At 72.7% G+C, this 23964-nt stretch carries 17 protein-coding genes; 9 read left to right on the top strand and 8 right to left on the bottom strand.

Translation table 11 applies throughout. The features are described from left to right. Position 1 precedes the first annotated feature (1 nt). On the top strand, positions 2-1270 hold the full coding sequence (locus HUV60_RS21795; protein WP_062189993.1) for an ATP-grasp domain-containing protein: 1269 nt from the start codon (positions 2-4) through the stop codon (positions 1268-1270). Between the two features lie 76 nt (positions 1271-1346). On the opposite strand, the gene HUV60_RS21790 is transcribed toward HUV60_RS21795, so the two are convergent. Then, positions 1347-2255, bottom strand: coding sequence for a hypothetical protein (locus HUV60_RS21790; RefSeq protein WP_257848922.1), 909 nt, complete (start codon positions 2253-2255; stop codon positions 1347-1349). 550 nt (positions 2256-2805) lie between these two features. Between HUV60_RS21790 and HUV60_RS21785 the strand changes: the two genes are divergently transcribed. Next, positions 2806-4023, top strand: coding sequence for a 3-deoxy-7-phosphoheptulonate synthase (locus HUV60_RS21785; RefSeq protein WP_257848921.1), 1218 nt, complete (start codon positions 2806-2808; stop codon positions 4021-4023). Positions 4024-4069: 46 nt separating this feature from the next. Further along, entirely contained in the window at positions 4070-4810 is a 741-nt protein-coding gene (locus HUV60_RS21780) for an isocitrate lyase/PEP mutase family protein (RefSeq protein WP_257848920.1), read from the top strand. A gap of 52 nt (positions 4811-4862) precedes the next feature. Here HUV60_RS21780 and HUV60_RS21775 read toward each other — a convergent pair whose 3' ends face one another. The 4 genes from HUV60_RS21775 to HUV60_RS21760 all read right to left on the bottom strand — a co-directional run bounded on the left by HUV60_RS21775 (position 4863) and on the right by HUV60_RS21760 (position 9152). Continuing rightward, positions 4863-5510: a TRM11 family SAM-dependent methyltransferase gene (locus HUV60_RS21775; RefSeq protein WP_052479839.1), complete on the bottom strand. Its 648-nt coding sequence runs from the start codon at positions 5508-5510 to the stop codon at positions 4863-4865. A 488-nt stretch (positions 5511-5998) separates the two neighbouring features. Beyond that, positions 5999-6799 (bottom strand): sugar phosphate isomerase/epimerase family protein, encoded by an 801-nt coding sequence (locus tag HUV60_RS21770; protein ID WP_257850198.1) that lies wholly within the window; start codon positions 6797-6799, stop codon positions 5999-6001. Between the two features lie 53 nt (positions 6800-6852). Next, positions 6853-8004, bottom strand: a complete 1152-nt coding sequence (locus tag HUV60_RS21765) for a dihydrodipicolinate synthase family protein (protein WP_257848919.1) — start codon at positions 8002-8004, stop codon at positions 6853-6855. Next, positions 8001-9152 (bottom strand): Gfo/Idh/MocA family protein, encoded by a 1152-nt coding sequence (locus tag HUV60_RS21760; RefSeq protein WP_257848918.1) that lies wholly within the window; start codon positions 9150-9152, stop codon positions 8001-8003. Before HUV60_RS21760 ends, HUV60_RS21765 begins: the two co-directional genes overlap by 4 nt. 310 nt (positions 9153-9462) lie before the next feature. On the opposite strand from HUV60_RS21760, the gene HUV60_RS21755 reads away from it, so the two are divergent. The 3 genes from HUV60_RS21755 to HUV60_RS21745 all read left to right on the top strand — a co-directional run bounded on the left by HUV60_RS21755 (position 9463) and on the right by HUV60_RS21745 (position 12208). Further along, positions 9463-10509, top strand: coding sequence for a LacI family DNA-binding transcriptional regulator (locus HUV60_RS21755; protein ID WP_257848917.1), 1047 nt, complete (start codon positions 9463-9465; stop codon positions 10507-10509). Between the two features lie 159 nt (positions 10510-10668). Continuing rightward, the gene (locus HUV60_RS21750) at positions 10669-11277 is read left to right on the top strand and encodes a dihydrofolate reductase family protein (protein WP_257848916.1); all 609 of its coding nucleotides are present in this window, start codon (positions 10669-10671) and stop codon (positions 11275-11277) included. Between the two features lie 130 nt (positions 11278-11407). Beyond that, the gene (locus HUV60_RS21745; RefSeq protein ID WP_257848915.1) at positions 11408-12208 is read left to right on the top strand and encodes a sugar phosphate isomerase/epimerase family protein; all 801 of its coding nucleotides are present in this window, start codon (positions 11408-11410) and stop codon (positions 12206-12208) included. A gap of 234 nt (positions 12209-12442) precedes the next feature. Here the strand turns inward: HUV60_RS21745 and HUV60_RS21740 are convergent, their stop codons facing one another. After that, the gene (locus HUV60_RS21740) at positions 12443-13486 is read right to left on the bottom strand and encodes an EamA family transporter (RefSeq protein ID WP_269441217.1); all 1044 of its coding nucleotides are present in this window, start codon (positions 13484-13486) and stop codon (positions 12443-12445) included. Positions 13487-13575: 89 nt separating this feature from the next. On the opposite strand from HUV60_RS21740, the gene HUV60_RS21735 reads away from it, so the two are divergent. From HUV60_RS21735 to HUV60_RS34015, 3 genes are all read left to right on the top strand, one after another. Next, positions 13576-14544 carry a LysR family transcriptional regulator gene (locus tag HUV60_RS21735; protein ID WP_257848913.1) on the top strand — a complete coding sequence of 323 codons (969 nt, stop codon included), beginning with the start codon at positions 13576-13578 and terminating at the stop codon, positions 14542-14544. A 332-nt stretch (positions 14545-14876) separates the two neighbouring features. After that, the gene (locus HUV60_RS21730; RefSeq protein WP_257848912.1) at positions 14877-16766 is read left to right on the top strand and encodes a glycoside hydrolase family 3 protein; all 1890 of its coding nucleotides are present in this window, start codon (positions 14877-14879) and stop codon (positions 16764-16766) included. Between the two features lie 639 nt (positions 16767-17405). Beyond that, the gene (locus tag HUV60_RS34015) at positions 17406-17657 is read left to right on the top strand and encodes a hypothetical protein (protein WP_443047373.1); all 252 of its coding nucleotides are present in this window, start codon (positions 17406-17408) and stop codon (positions 17655-17657) included. A 187-nt stretch (positions 17658-17844) separates the two neighbouring features. Here HUV60_RS34015 and HUV60_RS21720 read toward each other — a convergent pair whose 3' ends face one another. Both HUV60_RS21720 and HUV60_RS21715 read right to left on the bottom strand, forming a co-directional pair. After that, positions 17845-19278 carry a S28 family serine protease gene (locus tag HUV60_RS21720; RefSeq protein WP_257848911.1) on the bottom strand — a complete coding sequence of 478 codons (1434 nt, stop codon included), beginning with the start codon at positions 19276-19278 and terminating at the stop codon, positions 17845-17847. Positions 19279-19944: 666 nt separating this feature from the next. Next, a complete protein-coding gene (locus HUV60_RS21715) occupies positions 19945-23676 on the bottom strand; it encodes an ABC transporter ATP-binding protein (protein WP_257848910.1) in 3732 nt (1243 codons plus the stop codon). Positions 23677-23964 lie beyond the last annotated feature (288 nt).

Genomic DNA, 23964 nt, shown 5'->3' with positions numbered 1-23964 from the left:
GATGACCGTGCTGGTCCTGCACCACCGGGGTTCGCTGACGGGCACCCCGTACGACGAATGGCTGGCGGACCACGAGGGCGATCTGCTGCTGATCGCCTCCCGCGAGCATCTGGCGCTGGTGTCGGAGGAGTTGCCGCCCGAGGGCGGCGCCTACCGGCGGACCGCCGCCGTCGACTGCTACGAGACCGGGGGTGATCTGGAGGCGCTCGCCCTGGCGTGGGCGCGCGAGCACGGGGTCACGCACATCGTCGCCTGCCAGGAGCGCGACCTGGAGCGGGCCGCCGAGCTGCGCGACGTGCTCGGTCTGCCCGGGCAGCGGCTGGACACCGTGCTCCCCTATCGTGACAAGGCGCTGATGAAGCGCCTGGTCGCGGCCGCGGGTCTGGCGGTGGCCCCGTACCTGGCGGTGGAGAGCGCCACCGAGCTGATCGGCTTCGCCGAGCGGCACGGCTTCCCGCTGGTGCTCAAGCCGATGGACAGCGCCGGTTCGGTCGGACTGCGCATCCTGGAGTCCCGCGAGGAGTTGGACGCACACCTGGCCGACGGCCTCGACCTGTACGGGCCGCACCTGCCGAACCTGCTGGTCGAGGCGTTCGTGCCGGGCCGGATGTGCCACGTGGACGGGCTGGTCGTGGACGGCCGGATGGTGTTCGCCTGGCCCTCGCAGTATCAGTACGCGCTGGCCTCGTACCGCACCGACACCGGTGGCAGGCTGGACCTGACCCTGGACGCGGACGATCCGCTGACCCACCGGCTGCTGGAGTTCACCGAGCAGACCTTGGCGGCGCTCGGCGGGCCGGAGGACTTCGCCTTCCACGCGGAGGTCTTCCACACCCCCGGGGACGAGCTGGTGCTGTGCGAGATCGCCTGCCGCACCGGCGGCGCCGCGATCCGCGACATCGTCCGCCTCATGTTCGGGGTGGATCCGAGCGAGGCCTGGGTACGGGCGCAGCTGGGTCTGCCGCTGCCCGCGTGGCTCGGCGCGGAAAAGCGCACACCGCTGCGGATGGTGGGGCAGCTGGTGCTGATGAAGCGTCCCGGCCGGGTGGTACGGACTCCGGAGGGTCCGCCGGACTTCCCCTGGGTCGAGAAGTACCAGATGTTCGTCGCACCGGGACAGACCCTGCGGGAGGCCGCGTTCTCCGCCGACTTCCTGCTGACCGCGTTGGTCTCAGGGACGGACCGGGTCGAGTGCGAGGCCCGGTTGCGGGTCCTGGAGGACTGGTTCCTGGGCGAGCTGGTACTGGAGCCGGTCGACGGGGCTGCCTGAGCCGCCGCCCGGTCGCCCGGGGTGCGGCCCGGCCGGCACTGGACGCCGGCCGGGCCACGTGCGTCCTCCTGCCGGGTCAGGAGGGGCTGCGGCCGTTCTCCCGGGTGATCCCGGCACCTTCTTGAAGGCCCATCAGGTAGCCGAGTTGGAGCCGGTGCTCGGCGCCGTGCTCCTCCTTGAGCCGGGCAACATGGGCCTGCAGGGAGCGAAGGCTGAGGCCGAGCCTTCGGGCGATCTCCTTGTCGGACCTGCCCTCGATGAGCAGTTTCTGAATCGATCCGCGGATCGCCGGAATGACCTCGGGCGCCGCGTCCGCCGCCCGTACCGGCAAGAAGGGATACGGTTCGGCCCGGTCCCAGGCGCGCTCGAAGATGTCGGAGAGAAAGTGCACCACAGTCGGGTGGGTGATCAGCACTGCCGAGGTGCGCGCCGCATTCGCGGGAATCAACACCGTCCGCCGGTCGATGATGATCATCCGGTCGAAGAACTCCGCCAGAGTACGCACCTGAGCACCGTATGAGGTGACCGCCCGGACGTACTCCTTCGTGGGTTCGTCGAATCGCGTGCTGTGCTGATAGAGCGTTCGCATCGAGACGCCGCCCGCGATCCGGTCCCGCACCGCGCCCAGGGCCTCGCCCAGCACCGCACTCGGGCGCGGCCCGTCGGGCTGGGCGGTGAGTATCTCGGACGTGACCCCGTCGATCAGGTCCTGGATCGCTTCGTTGATCTCGGGCAGCCCGTCGATGACCTCGAAGCCGACGCCCCGGGCGGGAGCGGCCTCGGATGCCTGGACGGCCGCGGCCGAGGCACTGCCGACCCTGTTGGAGACCATCCGGGAGAGGTCTCCCAGGGCTTCGCCGACCCTGACCAGCGCCTCACGGCAGGACGGGTCGTCGGGTGGCAGGGTGATTGCCAGAGTGTCGCCCTCGACGGCCGGCGGCGCAACTAAATCCGCAATGTCCCTTTTATTGGAGTAAAATCTCATTTACATCCCTCGCTTTACCGAAGTGCACCTATCCGAAGTATCGGCGACCTTGTCCGTCCAGTCGAGCGGATCGCATACTCGCTCGCGAGGGGCACCGAGGGCAGTCGGCCCGTGTTAATCACCCTTAAACAACCCACACGCCGTATCGACTGCCGCAAAAAGTGTCACCACTGAATCACGGTGAATCCACCAGGGGGAAATTCAATGATGCTCAGTGAAGTGCGTCGCGCCGCATGCAGACCCTCCGCTCCGACCGGACCCGAGCGGGCCGGCGTCGGGGACTCCGCCTCCGAGGACGTGGGCTGGAACGCCGTCCCCGGTCCTCACCGGATGGCCTGATCCACTTCCGAGCCGCCCCCGGACCCGCCCTCGTCCGGCTCCGGGCGGCCGGCCCTCGCCCTCACCACAGCTTCCCGAACTGAACGAAGAGTTCGGCACCGAGGCATCCTTCGGCTCCGGAACTCCGTCGGCCGCCCGGAGCCGGACGGACCCGCCGAGGCAGCGCGAGAGCCACTGCCCGCTCCCTCGGCGGACGGAGGGACGGTACCCCATGAACCCGAACCACACCGCTGCCGCGACCGGCCCGTTCGCGGCGCAGCAACCCGACTGGCCCGACCCCGACGCACTCCGCTCGGTCGCGGACGAACTGGCCACCCTCCCCGCGCTGGTCGCGGCCGAGGAGTGCGACCGGCTGCGCGAGCGGCTGGCCGCGGTGGCCCGCGGCGAGGCGCTGCTGCTCCAGGGCGGCGACTGCGCCGAAAGCCTCGCCGAAGTCGGCCCGGACACCACCACGGCCAAGTACCGCACCCTGACCCTGATGGCCGCGGTCATCTCCGAGGCCGCCGAACTCCCGGTGGTCCGGCTGGGCCGCATCGCCGGCCAGTTCGCCAAACCGCGGTCGAACCCGACCGAGCTGCACGAGGGCATCGAACTCCCCTCCTACCGGGGGGACATGGTCAACTCGCCGGCCTTCACCGCCGCGGCCCGCACCCCGGACCCGAACCGGTTGCGGCGCGTCTACGACGCCTCCGCGGAGACCCTCGGTCACCTGAGCGAACTCACCGCCGCCGACGGCGGCGAGTTCTGGACCAGCCACGAGGCCCTGGTACTGGAATACGAGCGCGCACTCTGCCGCACCACCGCGGCGGGCCGCTACGCCTCCTCCGGCCACCTGCTGTGGATCGGCGAGCGCACCCGTCAGCCGGACAGCGCACACGTCGACTTCGCCGCCCGGGTGCGCAATCCGATCGCCGTCAAGCTCGGCCCGTCCAGCACCCCGGACGACACGCTGCGCCTGATCGACCGGCTCGACCCGGACCGCGAACCCGGCCGGCTGACCTTCATCAGCCGGATGGGCGCCGGTACGGTGCGCGACACGCTGCCGGACCTGGTGGCGAAGGTGGCGGCATCCGGTGCCGAGGTGGCCTGGATCTGCGATCCGGTGCACGGCAACACCGTGTCCTCGCCGACGGGCCACAAGACCCGCAGACTGGACGACGTGCTGAACGAGATCAAGGGCTTCCTCGAGGTCCACCGATCCCTGGGCACCCATCCCGGCGGTTTCCACCTGGAACTGACGGGAGATCATGTCACCGAATGCGTGGGCGGGACCTACGAGGTCCGCTTCGAGGATCTGCCGAACCGTTACGAGACCGTCTGCGACCCCAGGCTGAACCTCGGCCAGTCACTGGACGTCGCTTTCGCACTCGCGGCCATGTACACCGCTTCCCCGGTCGCGGACCGCGGGACCACCTGGGCGGCGGCGTGACCCACGCCACTCCGCCCCCCGTCGACGACGAAGAGGAGACCTGCTGATGGCGGCCACCCGTGCTGGGGAGTTCCTGGCACTTCACGACCGGACCGATCCCGGCGACCCGCTGGTCATCCCCAATGTCTGGGACGCGGTCAGCGCGCGGGCGTTCGCAGAGGCCGGCTTCCCCGCGCTGGCGACCTCCAGCGCGGCGGTCGCCGCCGTACTCGGCCATGATGACGGCGAGGACACCCCGGCAGACGAGATGTTCGCCGCGATCAAGCGGATCGTCCGCTCCGTCGACGTGCCGGTGACGGCGGACATCGAGGGCGGCTACGGCCTCGCCCCGGGCGAGATCGTCGAGCGGCTGCTCGACGCGGGGGCGATCGGCTGCAACCTGGAGGACTCCGCGGGCCGGCAGCTCAAGGACGCCGAGCAGCACGCGGAATGGCTCTCCGAGGTCAGCGTGGCCGCCGGTGAGCGGCTGGTGCTGAACGCCCGGATCGACACCTTCCTGTACGGCGACCGTTCGGTGGAGTCCGCGGTCAAGCGCGCCTGCCTGTACATCGGCGCCGGCGCGGACGTGGTCTACCCGATCCTGGCCCCCGAGGAACTGCTCCCCGGCCTGGCCAACGACGTCAGCAAGCCGCTGAACGCCCTGCACCGCCCCGGCAACGCCTCCCCCAGCCGGCTCGGCTGTCTCGGCGCGGCCCGGGTCACCTTCGGTGACGGCCTGCACCAGCAGGCCGTCACCGACGTCACCGACCTGGCCCGGAGGACCGGGCGGGCGTACGGCGCCCAGTAGGGCCCCGTACGCCCGCGGCGGGCGGTGACCGGCCCCGAGGACCTGGCGGCCGCTACCTGGTGGCCATCAGCAGGTATTCGTGCGACCGATTGGTCAGCATCGGGTCGTCACCGCCCGCCGGCCGGTCGTACAGGTGGATGCGCTCGTCACCCAGGGTGAGGTGGCGTCCCAGCACCCGCGCCGCGTCCCAGGCCAGTGGAACGAACCGGTCGGCGATCCGCCGGTTCTGGACCGCGATCACGGCCCGGGCACCGGGCCGCATGGTCTGCGCGATCGCGCCGAACGCCTCGTCCAGCGCGTTGAGGTAGTCGTCGTAGTCGCGCAGCGCGTAGAACTGCGCGCCGTCGGTGGCGCCGGTGTCCAGGTTGGTGCCGAAGTACGGCAGATCGCACAGCACCAGATCGACCGAGCCTGCCTCCAGCGGAGGCTTCCGGGCATCGCCGCAGATCATCTCCTGTCCCGGACAGGTCGCCAGCCGCTTGCGTGCGTCCTCGGCACGCTCCTCGTTCACCTCGATGCCGAACCCGCGCCGTCCTTCCGCCGAGGCGGCCACCAGCGTCGTCCCCCACCCCGCGAACGGGTCGAAGACCAGTTCCCCGGGTGCGCTGAGCTCCCGGATCAACGGCCGCAACTGGCTGACCAGACCGGCCTGTCCCGCCGCCTCGGGAAGCGCGTACTCCGGGTCCTCACCCCCGAGCACGAGCCAACTGGTAACCCCCACCGGACATCACGCATCCTCTCGCTTCCCCGGCTGTGGTCAGGTCACCGCACGGCGCCGGGAGCGCCATGCTACTCAGCGGGAACACCCGTGCGGGTAATCTTCTGAACTGAAGTCCCCCTCGATCAGGAGGAGTTGACACGGGGACATACGGGTCCCGGAGGAAGCGGTCCAGGTGGTGAGCGAGGAGCGCAGGCCGAGCAGGCGGTGCACGGCCGGATGCGAGAAGGACGCCGTCGGGCTCGTCCGTCGTCCTGGCCGACCGGCCCGTCGCTGCAGCTCTGACGGTACCTCCGCGGGCCGGTGTGCCGAGGGCGGGGACGGAGACGGAGGCCTGACTTCGTCGTCCGTGTCGGCGGTGCCTCGGGCGGGACCCGGGTCACGGGGCACAGGACCCGAGGCGCCGCCCACCTCCCATCTCCCACGGCTCACGGCTCACGGCTCACGGCTCACGGCTCACGGCTCACGGCTCACGGCCGGACGTTCTCCGTGAACCTCCGTGCCGTCTCCGCCAGGACCTCGCGGCCGTCGCGGGCCCACAGCGCGTCGTTGAACAGCTCGACCTCGATGGGACCGGTGTAGCCGGCCGCCTCCACGTACCCCTGCCACTCCCGCATGTCGATACTCCCGTCGCCGATCTGGCCGCGGCCGTTGAGGACGCCCTCGGGCAGCGGGGTGGTCCAGTCGGCGAGCTGGAAGGTATGGATACGGTCCTGGGCGCCGGCCCGGGCGATCTGCGCGGGCGCCGTGTCGTCCCACCAGACGTGGTAGGTGTCGACGGTGACGCCGACCTGCCGGGCCGGGAACCGTTCGGCGAGGTCGAGGGCCTGGGCGAGGGTGGAGACCACGCAGCGGTCGGAGGCGAACATGGGGTGCAGCGGCTCGATGGCCAGGCGCACCCCGTGCTCCTCGGCGTGCGGGCCCAGCTCCGCCAGGGCGTCCGCGATGCGTTCGCGGGCACCGCGCAGGTCCTTGGACCCGGCCGGGAGGCCGCCGGAGACCAGGACCAGGGTGTCGGTGCCGAGCGTCGCCGCCTCGTCGACGGCGCGGCGGTTGTCGGCCAGGGCCGCGGCCCGCTCCGCGGGGTCGACCGCGGTGAGGAAGCCGCCCCGGCACAGGGTCGTCACCGCCAGGCCGGCGTCGCGGACCAGTTTCGCCGCCGCCTCCACGCCGTAGGCCCGGACGGGTTCGCGCCACAGGCCGACGCCGGGGACGCCCAGGTCGCGGCAGGCGTCGACGAGTTCCGGCAGGGACAGCTGCCTGACCGTCATCTGGTTGATGCTGAAACGTGCGAGAGCGTCGGCGGGGCCGGTCACGGGGCCGGTCACGGGGTCACTCCGTACAGGTGCAGCAGGGTCCGCATGCGGTCCTCGGCGAGCTTCGGGTCGGGGAACAGGCCGAGGCCGTCGGCGAGTTCGTAGGCGCGGGCGAGGTGCGGCAGTGAGCGGGCCGACTGCAGGCCGCCGACCATGGCGAAGTGGTCCTGGTGGCCGGCCAGCCAGGCCAGGAACACCACGCCCGTCTTGTAGAAGCGGGTGGGTGCCTGGAAGAGGTGCCGGCTCAGCTCCACCGTCGGGTCGAGCAGTCCGCGGAAGCCCGCCGTGTCCCCGGTGTCCAGGGCGCGGACGGCCCGGGCCGCCAGCGGGCCGAGCGGGTCGAAGACGCCGAGCAGGGCGTGGCTGAAGCCCTCCTCGTCGCCCGCGATCAGCTCGGGGTAGTGGAAGTCGTCGCCGGTGTAGCAGCGCACGCCCTGCGGCAGGCGGCGGCGCAGGGCCACCTCGCGCTGCGCGTCGAGCAGCGAGACCTTGATGCCGTCGACCTTGTCGGGGTGCGCGGCGATGACCTCCAGGAAGGTTTCGGTGGCCGCGTCCAGGTCGGACGAGCCCCAGTAGCCCTCCAGCGCCGGGTCGAACATCGGGCCGAGCCAGTGCAGGATCACCGGCTCGGCGGACTGGCGCAGCAGGTGCCCGTACACCTCGAGGTAGTCCTCGGGGGAGCGGGCCGCGGCGGCCAGGGCGCGGGACGCCATCAGGATGGCCTGCGCGCCCGACTCCTCGACGAGCGCGAGCTGTTCCTCGTAGGCCGCCCGCACCTCGGCGAGGGTTCCCTCGGTGATCTGGTCGGTGCCGACGCCGCAGGCGATGCGGCCTCCGACGGCCTTCGCCTCGGCGGCGGAGCGGCGGATCAGCTCGGCCGCTCCCGCCCAGTCCAGGCCCATGCCGCGCTGGGCGGTGTCCATCGCCTCGGCGACGCCCAGGCCGTGCGACCACAGGTGGCGGCGGAAGGCGAGGGTGGCGTCCCAGTCGACGGCGGCGGGCGAGTCGGGAGTCGTGTCGGCGTACGGGTCGGCGACGACGTGTGCCGCGGAGAAGACCGTACGGGAGGTGAAGGGGGCTCCGGCGGTGACCGCGAGGGGCTCGGTGCGGGGCTCGTGGGTCCGCAGCCGGCCCCGCGCGTCGGGCAGTTCGATGGTCACAGCGAGATCTCCGGTACGTCGAGGCGGAGGCCCTCGGCCGACGACCTCAGGCCCAGCTCGGCGAGCTGGACGCCGCGGGCGCCGGCCAGCAGGTCCCAGTGGTAGGGGGCGTCGGCGTAGACGTGCCTGAGGAACAGCTCCCACTGGGCCTTGAAGCCGTTGTCGAACTCGCCGTTGTCCGGGACCTCCTGCCACTGGTCGCGGAAGACCTCGGTGGCGGGGATGTCCGGGTTCCAGACGGGCTTGGGGGTGGCGGAGCGGTGCTGGACGCGGCAGTCGCGCAAACCGGCCACGGCGGAGCCCTCGGTACCGTCGACCTGGAACTCGACGAGTTCGTCGCGGTGGACGCGGACCGTCCAGGAGGAGTTGATCTGGGCGACGGCACCGCCCTCGAGTTCGAAGACGCCGTAGGCGGCGTCGTCGGCGGTGGCGTCGTAGGGCTTGCCGTTCTCGTCCCAGCGCTGCGGGACGTGGGTGGCGGTCAGGGCCTGGACGGAGCGCACCCGGCCGAACAGCTCGTGCAGCACGTACTCCCAGTGCGGGAACATGTCGACGACGATGCCGCCGCCGTCCTCGGCGCGGTAGTTCCAGGACGGGCGCTGCGCGCCCTGCCAGTCGCCCTCGAAGACCCAGTAGCCGAACTCGCCGCGCACCGAGAGGATCCGGCCGAAGAAGCCGCCGTCGATGAGCCGCTTCAGCTTGAGCAGGCCCGGCAGGAACAGCTTGTCCTGCACCACGCCGTGTTTGATTCCGGCGGCGTTCGCCAGCCGGGCCAGTTCCAGGGCGCCGTCGAGGCCGGTGGCGGTCGGCTTCTCGGTGTAGACGTGCTTGCCGGCCGCGATCGCCCTGGTGAGGGCCTCCTCGCGGGCGGAGGTGACCTGGGAGTCGAAGTAGATGTCGATGCTCTCGTCGGCGAGCACCGCGTCCAGGTCGGTGGAGACGTGCTCCAGGCCGTGCCGCTCGGCCAGCGCGCGCAGCGCGTGCTCCCGGCGGCCGACCAGGACCGGCTCCGGCCACAGCACGGTGCCGTCACCGAGGTCGAGGCCGCCCTGCTCGCGCAGGGCCAGGATGGAGCGGACGAGGTGTTGCCGGTACCCCATCCGCCCCGTCACACCGTTCATGGCGATACGCACCGTCTTGCGTGTCACGTCGTTCCCTTCGTACGCGGTCCCCGCGCGCCGCGCACGCCCCGCCCGCCGCGTATCGGCCGGCGAGTGGCGGCCGATGCGCGACGAGTCCGGTGAACGCCACAGCAAGCGCTTTCTATGCATCTAGAAGCTAGCCTCTGAACGGTGGTCCGGACAAGACCACGACGAACCCGTCTTGTTCGAGGGGGCGAACAAGTGGGCGCGGGGCCATAGGGTTTGGTCGGGAGCGGAACATCGGGTCCGTGCCCGGACGCGCCCGGACACCGCGGTCGGCGCCGATACGACGAGATGCGCGGCCAGAGGACGAGAGATGACGGTGACCCTGTCGGACGTGGCGGCCCGCGCGCAGGTCTCCCCCGCGACGGTGTCGCGCGTGCTGAACGGGAACTACCCCGTGGCCGCTTCCACCCGCGAGCGGGTGCTGAAGGCCGTGGACGAACTCGACTACGTGCTCAACGGCCCCGCGAGCGCCCTGGCAGCCGCCACCTCCGACCTGGTGGGCATCCTGGTGAACGACATCGCCGACCCGTTCTTCGGGATCATGGCGAGCGCGATCCAGGGCGAGATCGGGGGGCCGGGCGGGCGGGCCGGCGGGGAGAGACTCGCGGTCGTGTGCAACACGGGGGGCTCCCCGGAGCGCGAGCTGACGTACCTGACGCTGCTCCAGCGGCAGCGGGCCGCGGCGGTGGTGCTGACCGGCGGCGCCATCGAGAACGCCCCTCACAAGGCGGCGATGGACGCGAAACTGCGCAGGCTGGCGGAGGCCGGGACTCGGGTGGTGCTGTGCGGCCGGCCGCCGGCGCCGGACACCGGGGCGATCGCGCTGGCCTTCGACAACCGCGGCGGCGGCCGGGAACTCACCGAGCATCTGATCGGGCTCGGCCACCGCCGCCTCGGCTACGTCGCGGGCCCGCAGGAGCGCACCACCACCCGCCACCGCCTCGAAGGGCACCGGGCCGCGCTCGTCGCGCACGGCATCGAGGAGGACCCCCGCTGGACCGTCCACGGCCGCTACGACCGCCGCTCCGGCTACGAGGCCACCCTCGAACTCCTACGCAGAGACCCTGGGCTGACGGCGGTGGTCGCGGCGAACGACTCCGTCGCGCTGGGCGCGTGCGCGGCCCTGCGGGACTCCGGCCGGAAGATCCCCGACGACGTGTCGGTCGCCGGTTTCGACGACCTCCCGTTCAGCATCGACGCCGTGCCCGCCCTGACAACGGTGCGGCTGCCGCTCGCCGAGGCGGGGGCGCGGGCCGGCCGCATCGCGATGGGCCGCGAGGAGCCGCCGCCCGGGAAGATCGCCTCGGTGCGGGGCGAGTTGATGGTGCGGGGGTCCTCGGGGGCGCCGCGGGGGTGAGCGGGCGGGGCACGTACCGGCGCCGGCAGCCGTACCCGTCCCCGTGCCGGTGGCTGTCCCGCCAGGTCGCAGTACGTGGTTCCCGGCGGCGATGAGTTCCGCCGCTGCCGTCGGTCTGCACTTGCGTCATCGCCTCAGCGAACACCAGGAGCGGCAGCCATGCGTATCGTGATCACCGAGTTCATCAGCCTCGACGGTGTCGTGCAGGCCCCCGGTGGCCCCGAGGAGGACACCGACGGCGGTTTCGCCCACGGCGGCTGGTCGCACGCCTACTTCGACCCGGAGGTCCTCGGCGGCGCCTTCGACGCGACGCTGGAGAAGGCCGGCGGGCTCCTGTACGGGCGCCGCACCTGGCAGACCATGGCCGAGGCGTGGTCCCGGCGGGCCGGGGACGCCTTCGCCGACCGGATCAACGGCCTGCCGAAGTACGTCGTTTCCGGCACCCTCGGTGAGTCCGACCTGACCTGGAACAACAGCCGGCTCCTTCCCTCCGGGGAGGCCGTCGCCCGGATCCGGGAGCTGCGCGCGTCCGAGGGCGGCGACCTCGTGACGATGGGCAGCTCCACGCTCGCCCGCACCCTGCTGAGCGAGGACCTGGTGGACGAGCTCCAGCTCCTCGTCATGCCGGTGGTGCTGGGCGGCGGCAAGTCGATCTTCCCCGTGGACGGCACGAAGCGCCCCTTCGAACTGGCCTCGGCGACCGCCGCGAAGTCCGGCGCCCAGGTGTGCGTCTACCGCCGCGTGTCAAAGGCACCCGCCGAGGCCTGAGGCCCCGCACGGGGGCGCCGCGCCCGGAGGACCGGACCGGCGCCCCCGCCCCGCCCCGCACGCGGCACCGGAGTGGTGAGGAGCAGCGAGGGGGAGTGACCGCCGCGGGTCCCGGGTAGGGTCCGTTTTCATGAAGCTGGCGTTCTCCACCCTCGGTGTCCCCGGCCTTCCGACGGCCGACGTACTGCGTCTCGCGACCGCGCACGGCTATCACGGCGTCGAACTGCGCGCGCATCCCGAGGAACCGGTCCATCCCGGCCTCTCCCCCGCCGAACGGGCCGATGTCGCCGCCGAGTTCAAGGCGGCCGGCATCGAGATCCTGAGCGTCGCGGGCTACACCAGGGTCGCCGCACCGGGCGACGACGAGGCCGTCGTCGCGGAGATCCGCGCCCTCCTCGGCCTCGCCCGCGACCTCGGCGCCCCCTACATCCGGGTCTTCCCGGGCGGTTCCCCCGACCAGACCTCCGAGGAGGCCGACGCGACGGCCGCCCGGCGACTGGGCACGGCCGCCGAGCACGCGGCCGACCTCGGCGTGCGCATCCTGCTGGAGACCCACGACTCCCACCGCACCGGCGCCGACGCGATGCGGATCCTCGGCCTCGTGGGCCACCGCCACGTGGGCGCCCTCTGGGACGTGATGCACACCTGGCTGGGCGGCGAGCAGCCCGCGGAGAGCCATGCCGCCCTCTCCCCCCACCTCGGCTACGTCCAGGTCAAGGACATCGCCTCCGCCGAGGACACCACCCCGCTCCCCCCGGGTGAGGGCATCCTCCCGCTGGCCGACTGTGTGGAGATCCTCTCCCGTCACGGCTGGGAGGGCTGGCTCTGCTGGGAGTACGAGAAGCGCTGGTACGAGAAGGCTGCCCCGCTCCCCGACCTCCTCGGCCCTGCCCGGGCCCACCTCTCCCGCCTCCTCAACGACTCGGCCTAACCGACTTCCGTCACCCCGGCCGGCTCGTCCGCCCTGCCACCGGGCCGGCTCACCCCGTCACCGACCCCGGCCACCAGCCCCCTCTCCCGACCGATCCGCCACCCCCGCCCCCTCGAAGGACCCAGCCCACCAGCCCCCACCCACCGGCCCCCGGGCCGCCGGACCGGGCCGCCTCGTCCACGCGCCCGGTCACCTGCCGCCGGACCGGGCCGCCTCGCCGCAAGCCCCGCACGTTCAGCCGGGCCCTTCTCTCCCGGCCCGCCTGCTGCCCCGCCCCTCAACCAACCGGCACAACCGGCTCCCGTTCCCCGGCCGGCCCCGCACACCGCCCCGTCGGCACGGCCCCCTGCGCACCGGACCCGTGCGCGTCGTCGCCGGGCCCGTCCGCCCCGGCCGCGGGCTCCCCTCCCGGCCCGCCCGCCGCTCCCGCCCGCTGAACGACGCCAGGGCCACACCGCCCACCAGCAGGGCCGCCGCCCACCACCTCAGCGGGCTCACCGGCTCGCCCAGGAACAGGGCGGCCGAAGACATCCCGAAGACCGGTACCAGCAGGGAGAACGGCGCCACCGTCGAAGCGGGGTGACGGCGCAGCAGCCATCCCCAGGCCCCGAAGCCGAACACGGTGGCGCCCCAGGCGACGAACAGCAGGGCGCCCGTCCCTCCCAGGTCCAGCGCGCCCAGTGCCTCCAGGTCCCGCGACGGGCCCTCCAGGAGCAGCGAGAGCGTCAGCAGCGGCAGGACCGGCACCGTGCTCACCCAGATCATGAAGTTCAGGGCGTCGTCGGGCACGGCCCTGCGGGTCAGCACGTTCGACACGCCCCAGCAGGCCGCCGCGGCGATGATCAGTGCGAACGCTCCCAGAGGGCCCGAGGCGCCCTCGTCGACGGCGGCGACACCGATTCCGGCCAGGGCCACCGCCATGCCCGCCAGTCGGATGCGCGCGGGCCGTTCGCCGAGGAGCAGGAACGCGAACAGGGCCGTGAAGACCGCCTGGATCTGGAGCACCAGGGACGTCAGCCCGGCCGGCATGCCCGCGCCCATGCCGACGAAGACCAGCCCGAACTTGGCCACCCCGAGCGCGAGGCCCACCCCGACGATCCACTTCCACGCCACCTTCGGGCGCCCCACCAGGAAGACTGCGGGGACCGCCGCCACGAGGAAGCGCAGCGCGGAGAACAGCAGCGGCGGGAAGTGGTCGAGGCCGATCTCGATGACGACGAAGTTCACGCCCCAGACGGCGGCGACGAGAACGGCGAGCAGGACGTGGGAAGGTCGCATACGTCGAGGATCACCGCCCGCAACCCTTCAGCACCAGCGAAGATTCCTGCATGGTGAGATGAAGCACCGCTTACCGATGGGGAGCCGTCATGCTCGACCTCCAACGCCTTCGCGCGCTGCACGCCGTGTCCGTGCACGGCACCGTCGGGGCCGCCGCCGCGGCGCTCGGCTACACCTCCTCCGCCGTCTCCCAGCAGATCGCCAAGCTGGAGCGGGAGACCGGGACCGTGCTGCTGGAGCGGGAGGGCCGGGGCGTACGCCTGACCGACGCGGCGCACCATCTCGTGGCCACCGCGCGGGAACTGCTGGCGATCGTGGAGCGGGCCGAGACCGAGTTGGAGGAGCGGCGCGGGGTGCCGTCCGGACGGCTGACCATCGCCGCCTTCGCGTCGGCGGCGCGCGGACTGATGCCGCCCGTGCTGGCCGACCTGGCCGGGCGGCACCCCACGCTCGACACCCGGCTGACCGAGGTCGACCCGCACCTGTCCGTGGACCTGGTCGCCAAGGGCGCGGTCGATCTCGTCGTCGCGCACGACTGGGACATCGCGCCGCTGCCCGCCCCGGCGGGCGTGGAGCAGGCGGTCGTCGGGGACGACCTGTGCGATCTGCTGGTGCCGCGCGGGCATCCGTTCGCGGAGCGCGGCACGGCGGTACGGCGCGAGGAGTTGGGCGGCGAGCGGTGGATCTGCCAGCCGCCGGGGCGGGTCTGCCACGCGTGGCTGGTGCGCACCCTGCGTACCGCCGGGCACGAGCCGGACATCGTGCACCAGGCGGACGAGAACCCGACCCTGGTCGCCCTGGTCGCGGCCGGGCTCGGCATCGCGCTGATCCCCCGGCTCGGGCGCGGCCCGCTGCCCGACGGGGTGGTGGAGGTCCCGCTCGACCCGATGCCCGTACGGCACGTGTACGCGCTGTGGCGGGCCGGCGCGGCCCGCCGTCCGGCGATCGCGGAGACCGTCCGCACCCTGGGTGCCCACTGGCCCGCCGTCTCGGCGCACCGGCCGCCCGCGCCCCAGGCCTCCCAGGCGCCCCGGGACCCGGCGTCCGCCCCGGACTGAGATTTCCGCCCGCACCCGGGAACCCCCGCCCGCCCCCTCCCGTCCCATACGCGGGCTGCCGGAAGAGTCCGCGCGCGGTGTCGGCCACGCGCCACCGGCTGCGACGCCGACCCACCCTCTCCTCCGTGCCGCGGCCGGCAGCACCGCCGCCATCGGCGCGCCCCCTTCCGAAGCGCCGGTGGCGGTCCCGCCCGCACTCCCGGCCGGCCGTGCCCGCCGACCGCGCCCACCACGTCCACACCCTTGACTGGCAGAAACTTCCCGGATATGGGTGACTCCTCGGCAGTTTCCTTCAGCGGATCCCCCACGGATCACCTCCCCAAGGAGCCCACGTGCCCGACAGCAGCACGGGAAGCACAGGAAACACGGAGAACGCAGGGAGCACGGGGAGCGCCGCGCGCCCGTCCAGACGCGCCGTCCTCGCCGCGACGACGGCGGTCACCGCCGTCCTCGCGGCCGGCGCCACCGCACACGCGGCCGGTGCCTCCGGCGTCCCCGCGGACCCCGCTTCCCCGGACGACCGAAAGCTCCGGGCCCTCCTCTCCCGGATGACCCTGGAGGAGAAGGTCGGCCAGCTGTTCGTGATGCGGGTCTACGGCCACTCCGCCACCGAACCCGACCAGGCGGACATCGACGCCAACCTCGAGGAGATCGGCGTGCGCACGGCCGCCGAACTGCTGGAGAAGTACCGGGTCGGCGGCATCATCTACTTCACCTGGGCGCACAACACCCGCGATCCGCACCAGATCGCAAGCCTCTCCCATGGCATCCAGAGGGCGTCCCTCGGTCTGCCGCGCGGGCTGCCGGTGCTCATCTCCACCGACCAGGAACACGGCATCGTCGCGCGCGTCGGAGAACCGGCGACCCTGTTCCCGGGCGCGATGGCCGTCGGTGCGGGCGCCTCCCGCTCCGACGCGCGCGACCTCGGCCGGATCGCGGGGCGCGAGCTGCGTGCCCTGGGCATCCGTCAGGACTACGCCCCGGTGGCCGACGTGAACGTCAACCCGGCCAACCCGGTCATCGGCGTACGGTCCTTCGGGTCCGAGCCCCGGGCGGTGGCGGAGCTGGCCGCGGCCGAGGTGTCCGGATACCAGCGTTCCGGGGTCGCGGCGACCGCCAAGCACTTCCCCGGGCACGGCGACACCGCCGTCGACAGCCACACCGGCCTTCCGGTGATCACCCACAGCCGTGAGCAGTGGGAGCGGCTGGACGCGCCGCCGTTCCGGGCGGCGATCGCCGCGGGCATCGACTCGATCATGACGGCCCATCTGATGGTTCCGGCGCTCGACGCCTCCGACGACCCGGCGACCCTCTCCCACCCGATCCTCACCGGCATCCTCCGCGAGGAGCTGGGCTACGACGGGGTCGTGGTCACCGACTCCCTCGGCATGGAGGGGGTGCGGACGAAGTACGGCGACGACCGGGTGCCGGTGCTGGCCCTGAAGGCGGGTGTGGACCAGCTGCTCAACCCGCCGTCCCTGGACGTGGCGTGGAACGCCGTGCTGAAGGCCGTCCAGGACGGCGAACTGACCGAGGCCCGGCTCGACGAATCGATCCTGCGCGTGCTGCGCCTGAAGGCGGGACTGGGCCTGTTCGAGGACCCGTACGCCTCCCCGGACGGGGTGGACCGCATCGTCGGCACCCGGGCGCACCGGGCGGCGGCCGACCGGATCGCCGAACGGACCACCACCCTGCTGGTCAACGAGGACCGTGCGCTGCCACTGTCCCGGCGCAGGCAGCCGACGCTGCTGGTCGTCGGCGCCGACCCGGCCTCCCCGTCCGGCACGACGGGACCGCCGACCGGTGTACTGGCGGACGCGCTGGGCGAACTGGGGTTCACCGCCACCGCCCTGCCCACCGGTACGGCACCGTCCGCGGCGACGATCGACCGGGCCGTGGCCGCCGCCGAGGAGGCGGACGCCGTGGTCGTCGGGACGTACAACGTGACGGCGGCGAGCAGCCAGCGGACGCTGGTCGAGCGTCTCCTGGCGACCGGCAGGCCGGTGGTCGCGGTGGCGATCCGCAACCCCTACGACGTGGCCCATCTGCCCGCCGTACCGGCGTACCTGGCGACGTACTCCTGGACCGACGTGGAACTGCGGGCCGCAGCCCGGGTGATCGCGGGCCGGGCGGAGCCGCGCGGGACGCTGCCGGTGCCGGTGCAGCGGGCGGACGACCCGGCGGCGGTGCTGTACCCGGTCGGGCACGGGCTGACGTACTGACCACGGCAACCGACCACGGCATCCGGGTCCCGCCCGCCCAGGGCGGCCCCTGACGTAGCACCCGTACGTCACACACCCGACACCCCCTCACCGACGCGCGCCGAACATGCCGTATGTCTGGTGTGACCTGCTGCGGCGGGTCACACGGGACGGGGTGTCCGGGGGGTGGTGACGCACGTGAGAAGTTCCCCGGGTGTGGTGTGCGCGCTCTCCGTGCTGGCCGCGGCCCTGTCGGCCGGCTGCCAGAGCGCGCCGGGCGGCGCCGAGAGGAACGGCCGCCCGGACGGACGGCGGACGGCGGACGGCGGACGGCGACGGGACGGCGACGGTGTCACCGGCACCGACCCGGCCCTCCGGGTACGGAGCGGTGTTTCTGGGGGTCGACGAGTGCAGTTCGTTCGGCCGGACCCGTTTCACCGAGGTGCCGTGCACGAGTGAGCGGGCGGCGGCCCGGGTCGTCGCCCGCCACGACGGAACCGTCCGGGACGGGCCGCGTTGCCCCGCCACCACGGACTTCGTCCTGCACATCGGCGAGCAGCGTCCCGTGTCCGGCGAGGACGGCGAGGACGGCGAGGACGGCGACGGGACGGCGAGGACGGCGAGGACGGCGACGGGACGGTGCCGCGCGGCTGCGCCTGCATGCGCAACCTCCAGCCCCCTCACCCGGGCGATCCCGGTGGCGGGGGCGGGCCGCGCACCATCGTCGGCGACTGCGTCCGCGACCTGGATGACGGGCAGGTCCGCGAGACGGCCTGCGACGGCACGGGGGAGCACGCGCCCGAGTACGAGGTGACGAAGGCCGTGGACGCCAGACACGCGTGCCGGGCGTCCACGACTCTCTATGTCCGGCTCGGCGGCGGTTCGCCGGTGGGCTGCGCCCGCCCGGTGTGAGCCGTCACCGCCTACGCCCTAGCCCCGTCCACCGCAGGTCACCCGTTCGGGAAGATCAACTGATCACAGCTGGTCAGCCACCGATCAGCGCAGCGGTCCGCGGTGCAGAACCCGCCGAAGCACGATCACTTCAGGACCGTGATCCAGCCCGGAGGCTGTGCAAAGGAGTGACCCGCGGAGGACGGACCTAGCGGTGCAGCGCGGGTTCCCGCTCGATGTCCCGCACGTCCAGCCTGCGGTCGAACTTCGCCAGCGGCTTCGCCCCGGCCGGGTCGTCCTTGACCGCGTCCGGCGCGACGCCCGCCCAGTCGAGGATGCGGGCCGTGGCGAGCGCCCTCTCCCCGTCGGGCAGACCGGCCACGTTGGCCCCGTGGTTCATGCCGGGGGCGGTCATGACGTACGAGTCGCGCGCGCCCTTGCCGAGGCGGAAGGGCTCGGCACCCCACGGGTCGTTCTCGCCGTAGACGAACAGCATCTGCCGGGCGTTGTGCCGCACCCAGGTGTCGACGTCCCGCATGGCCCGGGGGTCGAACGTCATCGGGATCGAGCGGGGCACGAAGTCGCGCGGCGGCTGGTAGCCGTAGCGGACGTACTTCTTCTCGATGTGCGGGAAGCGGATCGTCGGCGCACCGAGCTGCGTACCGGCCTGGTAGTAGTACGGCGTGTACGGGGACAGGCCCTGGTCCGTGTAGAACGAGAAGCCGGAGATCGTGTCGACCGAGGTCCAGATCTCGTCGTCGGTGGCGTTCCCTGCGTCCGCCGGGATCTGCGCGCAGTCCGCCACGCTGCCGTACTGCCAGAAGCCCCACACGTAGTCGAGGACGACCGCCTCGTACGCCTTGTCCAGGCTGCCGACGGTGTCGAAGGTGTAGCCGTTCCCGGCGGCGAGGGCCTCGTACTTCTCGCTCAGCGCCTCGCGGCGCACCAGTGCCTCGCGCTGCACGCCGTTCAGGCGGGTGCGGCACTCCTCGGTGCCGACCTTCCGGAAGAAGCGGTCGTAGGCGGAGTCCTCCTTGTCCACCACGTCGTTGGGGGCGACGTAGGCGACGACGCCGTCCATGTCGCGCGGGTAGAAGCGCTCGTAGTACGTGGCGGTCATGCCGCCCTTGGAGCCGCCGGTGGAGATCCAGTTCTTCGAGTAGATCTCCTTCAGCGCCCGGTGGATGCGGTGCTGGTCGCTGGCGGCCTGCCAGATGTCCAGCGTGGACCAGTCGGCCGGGTCCGGGCGGGACGGGGTGAAGAAGCGGTACTCCATGGAGACCTGGTTGCCGTCCACGATCTGGGCCGGCTCGCTGCGGCGGGGCGTCGTCGAGACGTGGTAGCCGCCGGTGAAGAAGACGGTCGGCCGCGCCACGTCCTTGTGCAGCACGGTGATCCGCTGCTGGAAGGTGCCCTTGGAGGGCCTGCGGTGATCGACCGGCTGGGTGTACTCGAGGACGAAGAAGCGGTATCCGGGGTACGGCTTCTCCTCCACCAGGCTCATGCCCGGGACGGAGAGCAGCCTCTCCTCGATGTCGGTGCCGGCGGTGACGTCGGTCTCGGCGGCGGTGGCCGCACTCGCCGCGCTCACCGTGCCGATCAGCATCGTGAGCGTCAACAGCCATCTGAGCGCCTTGCGCATGCACACTCCCCTGTCAAACAGATGTGGCCGGAAGCTAGCCGACCAACTCGCCCGAGCACCAGGGGACATGGGGATAACCCTCTGCACAGAAGAGGGCAAAGGCCTTACGCCGGACAGAAATCGCGGCTCGGGTCCGGGCGCGCGCTCAACACAGGATCCAGCCGGAGCCGACCGAACCGCCGGCCACCCTGCCCTCCCCCAGACGCAGCGGCGCCCGGCGTGCACGGTGACCGGGCCGGCGTGCCGCTTGTGGCGGCCCTCGTCGGCCACCGGACGGCCGCCGCGTGCCCGGATACTCACCGACATCCTCCGCTTGGTACCGGGCTTCCGGGCGAGGGTCACGGCACAGGGGCAACCGCCGCGCTTGTGGACGACGACCGAGCCGGTGGAGAACGGCAGGGTGCGCATCTTGCGTCCGGGGCAGTGCGCCGCGGCCTGTGCGTCGGCCGCGCGGCGACCACCAGCAGCCCCGCCGCGGTCAGCACCGCCGGGCCGAGCGCGAGCCGCCGGTGTATCGCTCCACATCCCGCTGCCGTTCCTCCCCGTACCGCACCGCATGCGCCGCGACCGACGACGTACGGGTGTACGGACGCACGGCGTACCCCGGATGGTTGCCCGCCCGCCTTCCCACCCGCCTCCCCGGCTCCGTGCCCGCCCCCCGCGGGCTCACCGCCCCGCGCCGACCGGCTCCTCCGGTTCGGCCTGCCCGACGAAGGTCCGCCACAGCGCGGCGTACCGCCCGTCGCGGGCCAGCAGTTCGTCGTGCGTGCCGTCCTCGGCGACCCGGCCGTGGTCCACGACGACGACCCGGTCCGCGCGGGCCGCGGTGGTCAGCCGGTGCGCCACCACCAGCGTGGTACGCCGTCCCGCCAGCCGCTCCGTCGCCTGGTTGACCTGGGCCTCGGTGGCCAGGTCGAGCGCGGCCGTGGCCTCGTCGAGCAGCAGGACGTCGGGGTCGACGAGTTCGGCGCGGGCCAGCGCGATCAGCTGGCGCTGGCCGGCGGAGAGGTTGCGGCCGCGCTCGGCGACCTCGTGCAGGTAGCCGTCCTCCAGCGTGGCGATCATCTCGTGCGCCCCGACCGCGCGGGCCGCCGCCTCGACCTCGGCGTCGGTGGCGTCCGGGCGGCCGTAGGCGATGGCGTCGCGAATCGTGCCCGGGAAGAGGTAGGCCTCCTGCGGGACCACGCCGAGCCGGTGCCGGTACGCGGTGATGTCGAGGTCCCTGAGATCGATGCCGTCGACGGTGACCCTGCCCCCGGTCGGGTCGTAGAACCGGGCCACCAGCTTGACCAGGGTGGACTTCCCCGCCCCGGTCTCGCCGACGAACGCGACGGTCTGCCCGGCGGGGATGTCCAGGTCGATGCCGCTGAGCGCCTCCTCCTCGTCCCCGTAGGCGAAGCGCACGTCCTCGAAGGTGACCCGGCCGCGCAGCGAGGGCACGCCGAGCGGCTTCGCGGCGGCCCGGGTGGACGTCGGCTCCCGCAGCAGTTCCTGGATGCGGCCCAGGGAGACGGACGCCTGCTGGTAGCCGTCGAAGACCTGGGAGAGCTGCTGCACCGGGGCGAAGAACAGGTCGATGTAGAGCAGGTACGCGACCAGCGCGCCCGTCGTCAGCGTCCCGTTGTCGACCCTGATCCCGCCCACGACGAGCACCGCCACCGCTGCCGACGACGCCAGGAACTGCACGAACGGGAAGTACACCGAGATCAGCCACTGTCCCCGGATACGGGCGGCCCGGTAGCCGTCGCTGCGCTCGGCGAAGCGCCGGTTGCCCTCCCGCTCGCGCCCGAAGGCCTGCACGATCCGCAGCCCGGACACCGATTCCTGGAGGTCGGCGTTGACCACCGACACCCGCTCCCGGGCCAGCTCGTACGCCTTCACACTGGCCCTGCGGAAGAAGTACGTGGCGATGACCAGCGGGGGCAGCGTGGCGAAGACGACCAGGGCGAGCTGGACGTCGATCACCAGCAGGGCGGCCATGATGCCGAAGAAGGTGACCACCGAGACGAAGGCGGTGACCAGGCCCGTCTGCAGGAACGTCGACAGCGCGTCGACGTCGGTGGTCATCCGGGTCATGATCCGGCCGGTCAGCTCGCGCTCGTAGTAGTCGAGGCCGAGCCGCTGGAGCTGGGCGAAGATCTTCAGCCGCAGTGAGTACAGCACGCGTTCGCCGGTGCGTCCGGTCATCCGGATCTCGCCGGTCTGCGCCGCCCACTGGACGGCCACCGCGAGGAGACCGAGCAGGGCCGCCGCCCAGACCGCGCCGAGGGCGGCCCGGGTGACGCCGTCGTCGATGCCGTTCCGGATCAGCACCGGCAGCAGCAGGCCCGCGCCGGCGTCCACGGCGACGAGGCCGAGGCTGACGAGCAGGGGTGTGCGGAAGCCGCGCAGGAGGCGGCGCAGGCCGTAGGACTCCTCCGGCTGCACGGCCCGGCGCTCGTCGACGTCGGGGAGGTCGTCGGCTGGGGGAAGCGCCGCGACCTGGGCGAGCAGTTCCGGGGTGGCCGGGCTGCCGGCCAGGGCGGTGTCCTTGGGCTCGCGGTCGCCGGTCCACAGGTGGGGGGTGACCCCGCGTTCGGCGTCGAACTCGGCGTCCAGCTCCGCGCGGACCGTGGTGTCGGCGGTGTCGTCCTCGCGGAGGACGACGGCCGGGTGGTGGCCCGGGGAGACGCCGCCCAGCTCGTCGGGGTCGGTGAGCAGCCGGCGGTAGAGGGCGGAGCGCCGCTGCAGCTCGTCGTGGGTGCCTGTGTCGGCGAGCCGGCCGCCGTCGAGGACGGCGATGCGGTCGGCGAGGTTCAGGGTGGAGCGGCGGTGCGCGATCAGCAGGGTGGTGCGGCCGCGCATGACCTCGGCCAGCGCCTCGTGGATCTCGTGCTCGACGCGGGCGTCCACGGCGGAGGTGGCGTCGTCGAGCACCAGCAGGCGCGGGTCGGTGAGGAGGGCGCGGGCGAGCGCGACGCGCTGGCGCTGGCCGCCGGAGAGGGTCAGTCCGTGCTCGCCGACGGTGGTGTCGTAGCCGTCGGGCAGCTCCGTGATGAACCGGTCGGCCTGGGCGGCGCGGGCGGCGGCCGTGATCTGTTCCCCGGTCGCGTCCGGGCGGCCGTACGCGATGTTGGCCCGCACGGTGTCGGAGAAGAGGAAGGAGTCCTCCGGGACCAGCCCGATCGCGGCCCGCAGCGACTCGGCGGTCAGTTCGCGCACGTCGTGCCCGCCGACGAGGACGGCGCCGCCGGTGACGTCGTAGAAGCGCGGCAGGAGCAGGGAGACGGTGGACTTCCCGGAGCCGGAGGCGCCGACGACGGCGAGGGTCTCGCCGGGCCGGATCTCGAAGGACAGACCGTTCAGGACGGGGCGGGCGGGGTCGTAGCCGAAGGAGACGTCGTCGAACTCGACGGTCGCGGGGGCGTCGGCGGGGAGCTTTTTGGTGCCGTCGGCGAGGGACGGCTCGGTGTCGACCAGTTCCAGGACGCGCTCGGTGGCGGCCCGCGCCTGCTGCCCGACGGTCAGCACGACGGCGAGCATCCTGACCGGGCCGACCAGCTGGGCGAGGTAGGTGGAGAAGGCGACGAACGTGCCCAGTGTGATGTGGCCGCGCACGGCGAGCCAGCCGCCGAGCGCGAGCATCGCCACCTGGCCGAGGGCGGGGACGGCCTGGAGGGCCGGGGTGTACCGGGAGTTCAGCTTGACGGTGCGCAGCCGGCCCGCGAACAGCCGGCGGCCGACCTCGCGGAGCTTGCCCGTCTCCTGCTCCTCCTGCCCGAAGCCCTTCACCACGCGGACGCCGCCGACCGCGCCGTCGACCACGCCGGCGACGGCCGCCGCCTGGGCCTGCGCGTACCAGGTGGACGGGTGCAGCCGGGTGCGGCTGCGCCTGGCGATCCACCACAGGGCGGGGGCGACGGCGACGGCGACGGCCGTGAGCGGCAGCGACAGCGACGCCATGATCCCGAGCGAGATCAGGAACAGCAGGATGTTGCCGATGGTCATCGGCAGCATGAAGAGCAGGCCCTGGATCAGCTGGAGGTCGCTGGTGGCCCGCCCGACGACCTGCCCGGTGGACAGCTCGTCCTGACGGCGGCCGTCGAGCCGGGTGATCGTCCCGTACATGTCGGTCCGCAGGTCGTGCTGGACGTGCAGGGCGAGCCGCCCGCCGTAGTAGCGGCGGACGTACGTGAGGACGTAGACGACGACCGCGGCACCGATCAGCGCGCCCGCCCAGGGGGCCATGGCGCGGGTGTGGCCGCCGATCACGTCGTCGATGATCACCTTGGTGAACAGCGGGACCAGCGCCATCACGGCCATGCCGCCGAGGGACGAGCCCAGGGCCAGCACGACGTCCCCCGGATGACGCCACGCGTACGTGCCCAGTCGCCGTGCCCATCCCTGCTGCGGTGCCACGCGGGTGCCCTCCGGTCGTCCTGACCGGACCGTCCTGACCGGACCGTCCTGATCTGCCGGAAGACACCAACGCCCACCGAGCCGGATTTCATCCCTCCGCCCCCTTCGGGACGGCCGCCCCCGGCGGGGTGACGGGCGGGGCGGACCGCCGGCCCGGTGCACCCGGGCGTCCCGGGACCCGTCGCGCCCGGGCCCGTGGCCGCGGAGCGGGCCGCTCCTCCAGAAGGACGTCACGCAATCGACACGTCATGTACATTCCCATGGCCTCATGTCCATGTCACGATGCGA

It is taken from the genome of Streptomyces sp. KMM 9044 (assembly GCF_024701375.2).
Classification (GTDB): Bacteria; Actinomycetota; Actinomycetes; order Streptomycetales; family Streptomycetaceae; genus Streptomyces.
Note: the sequence above shows the minus strand (reverse complement) of the source record. Positions and strands in the feature narration are given on the sequence as shown.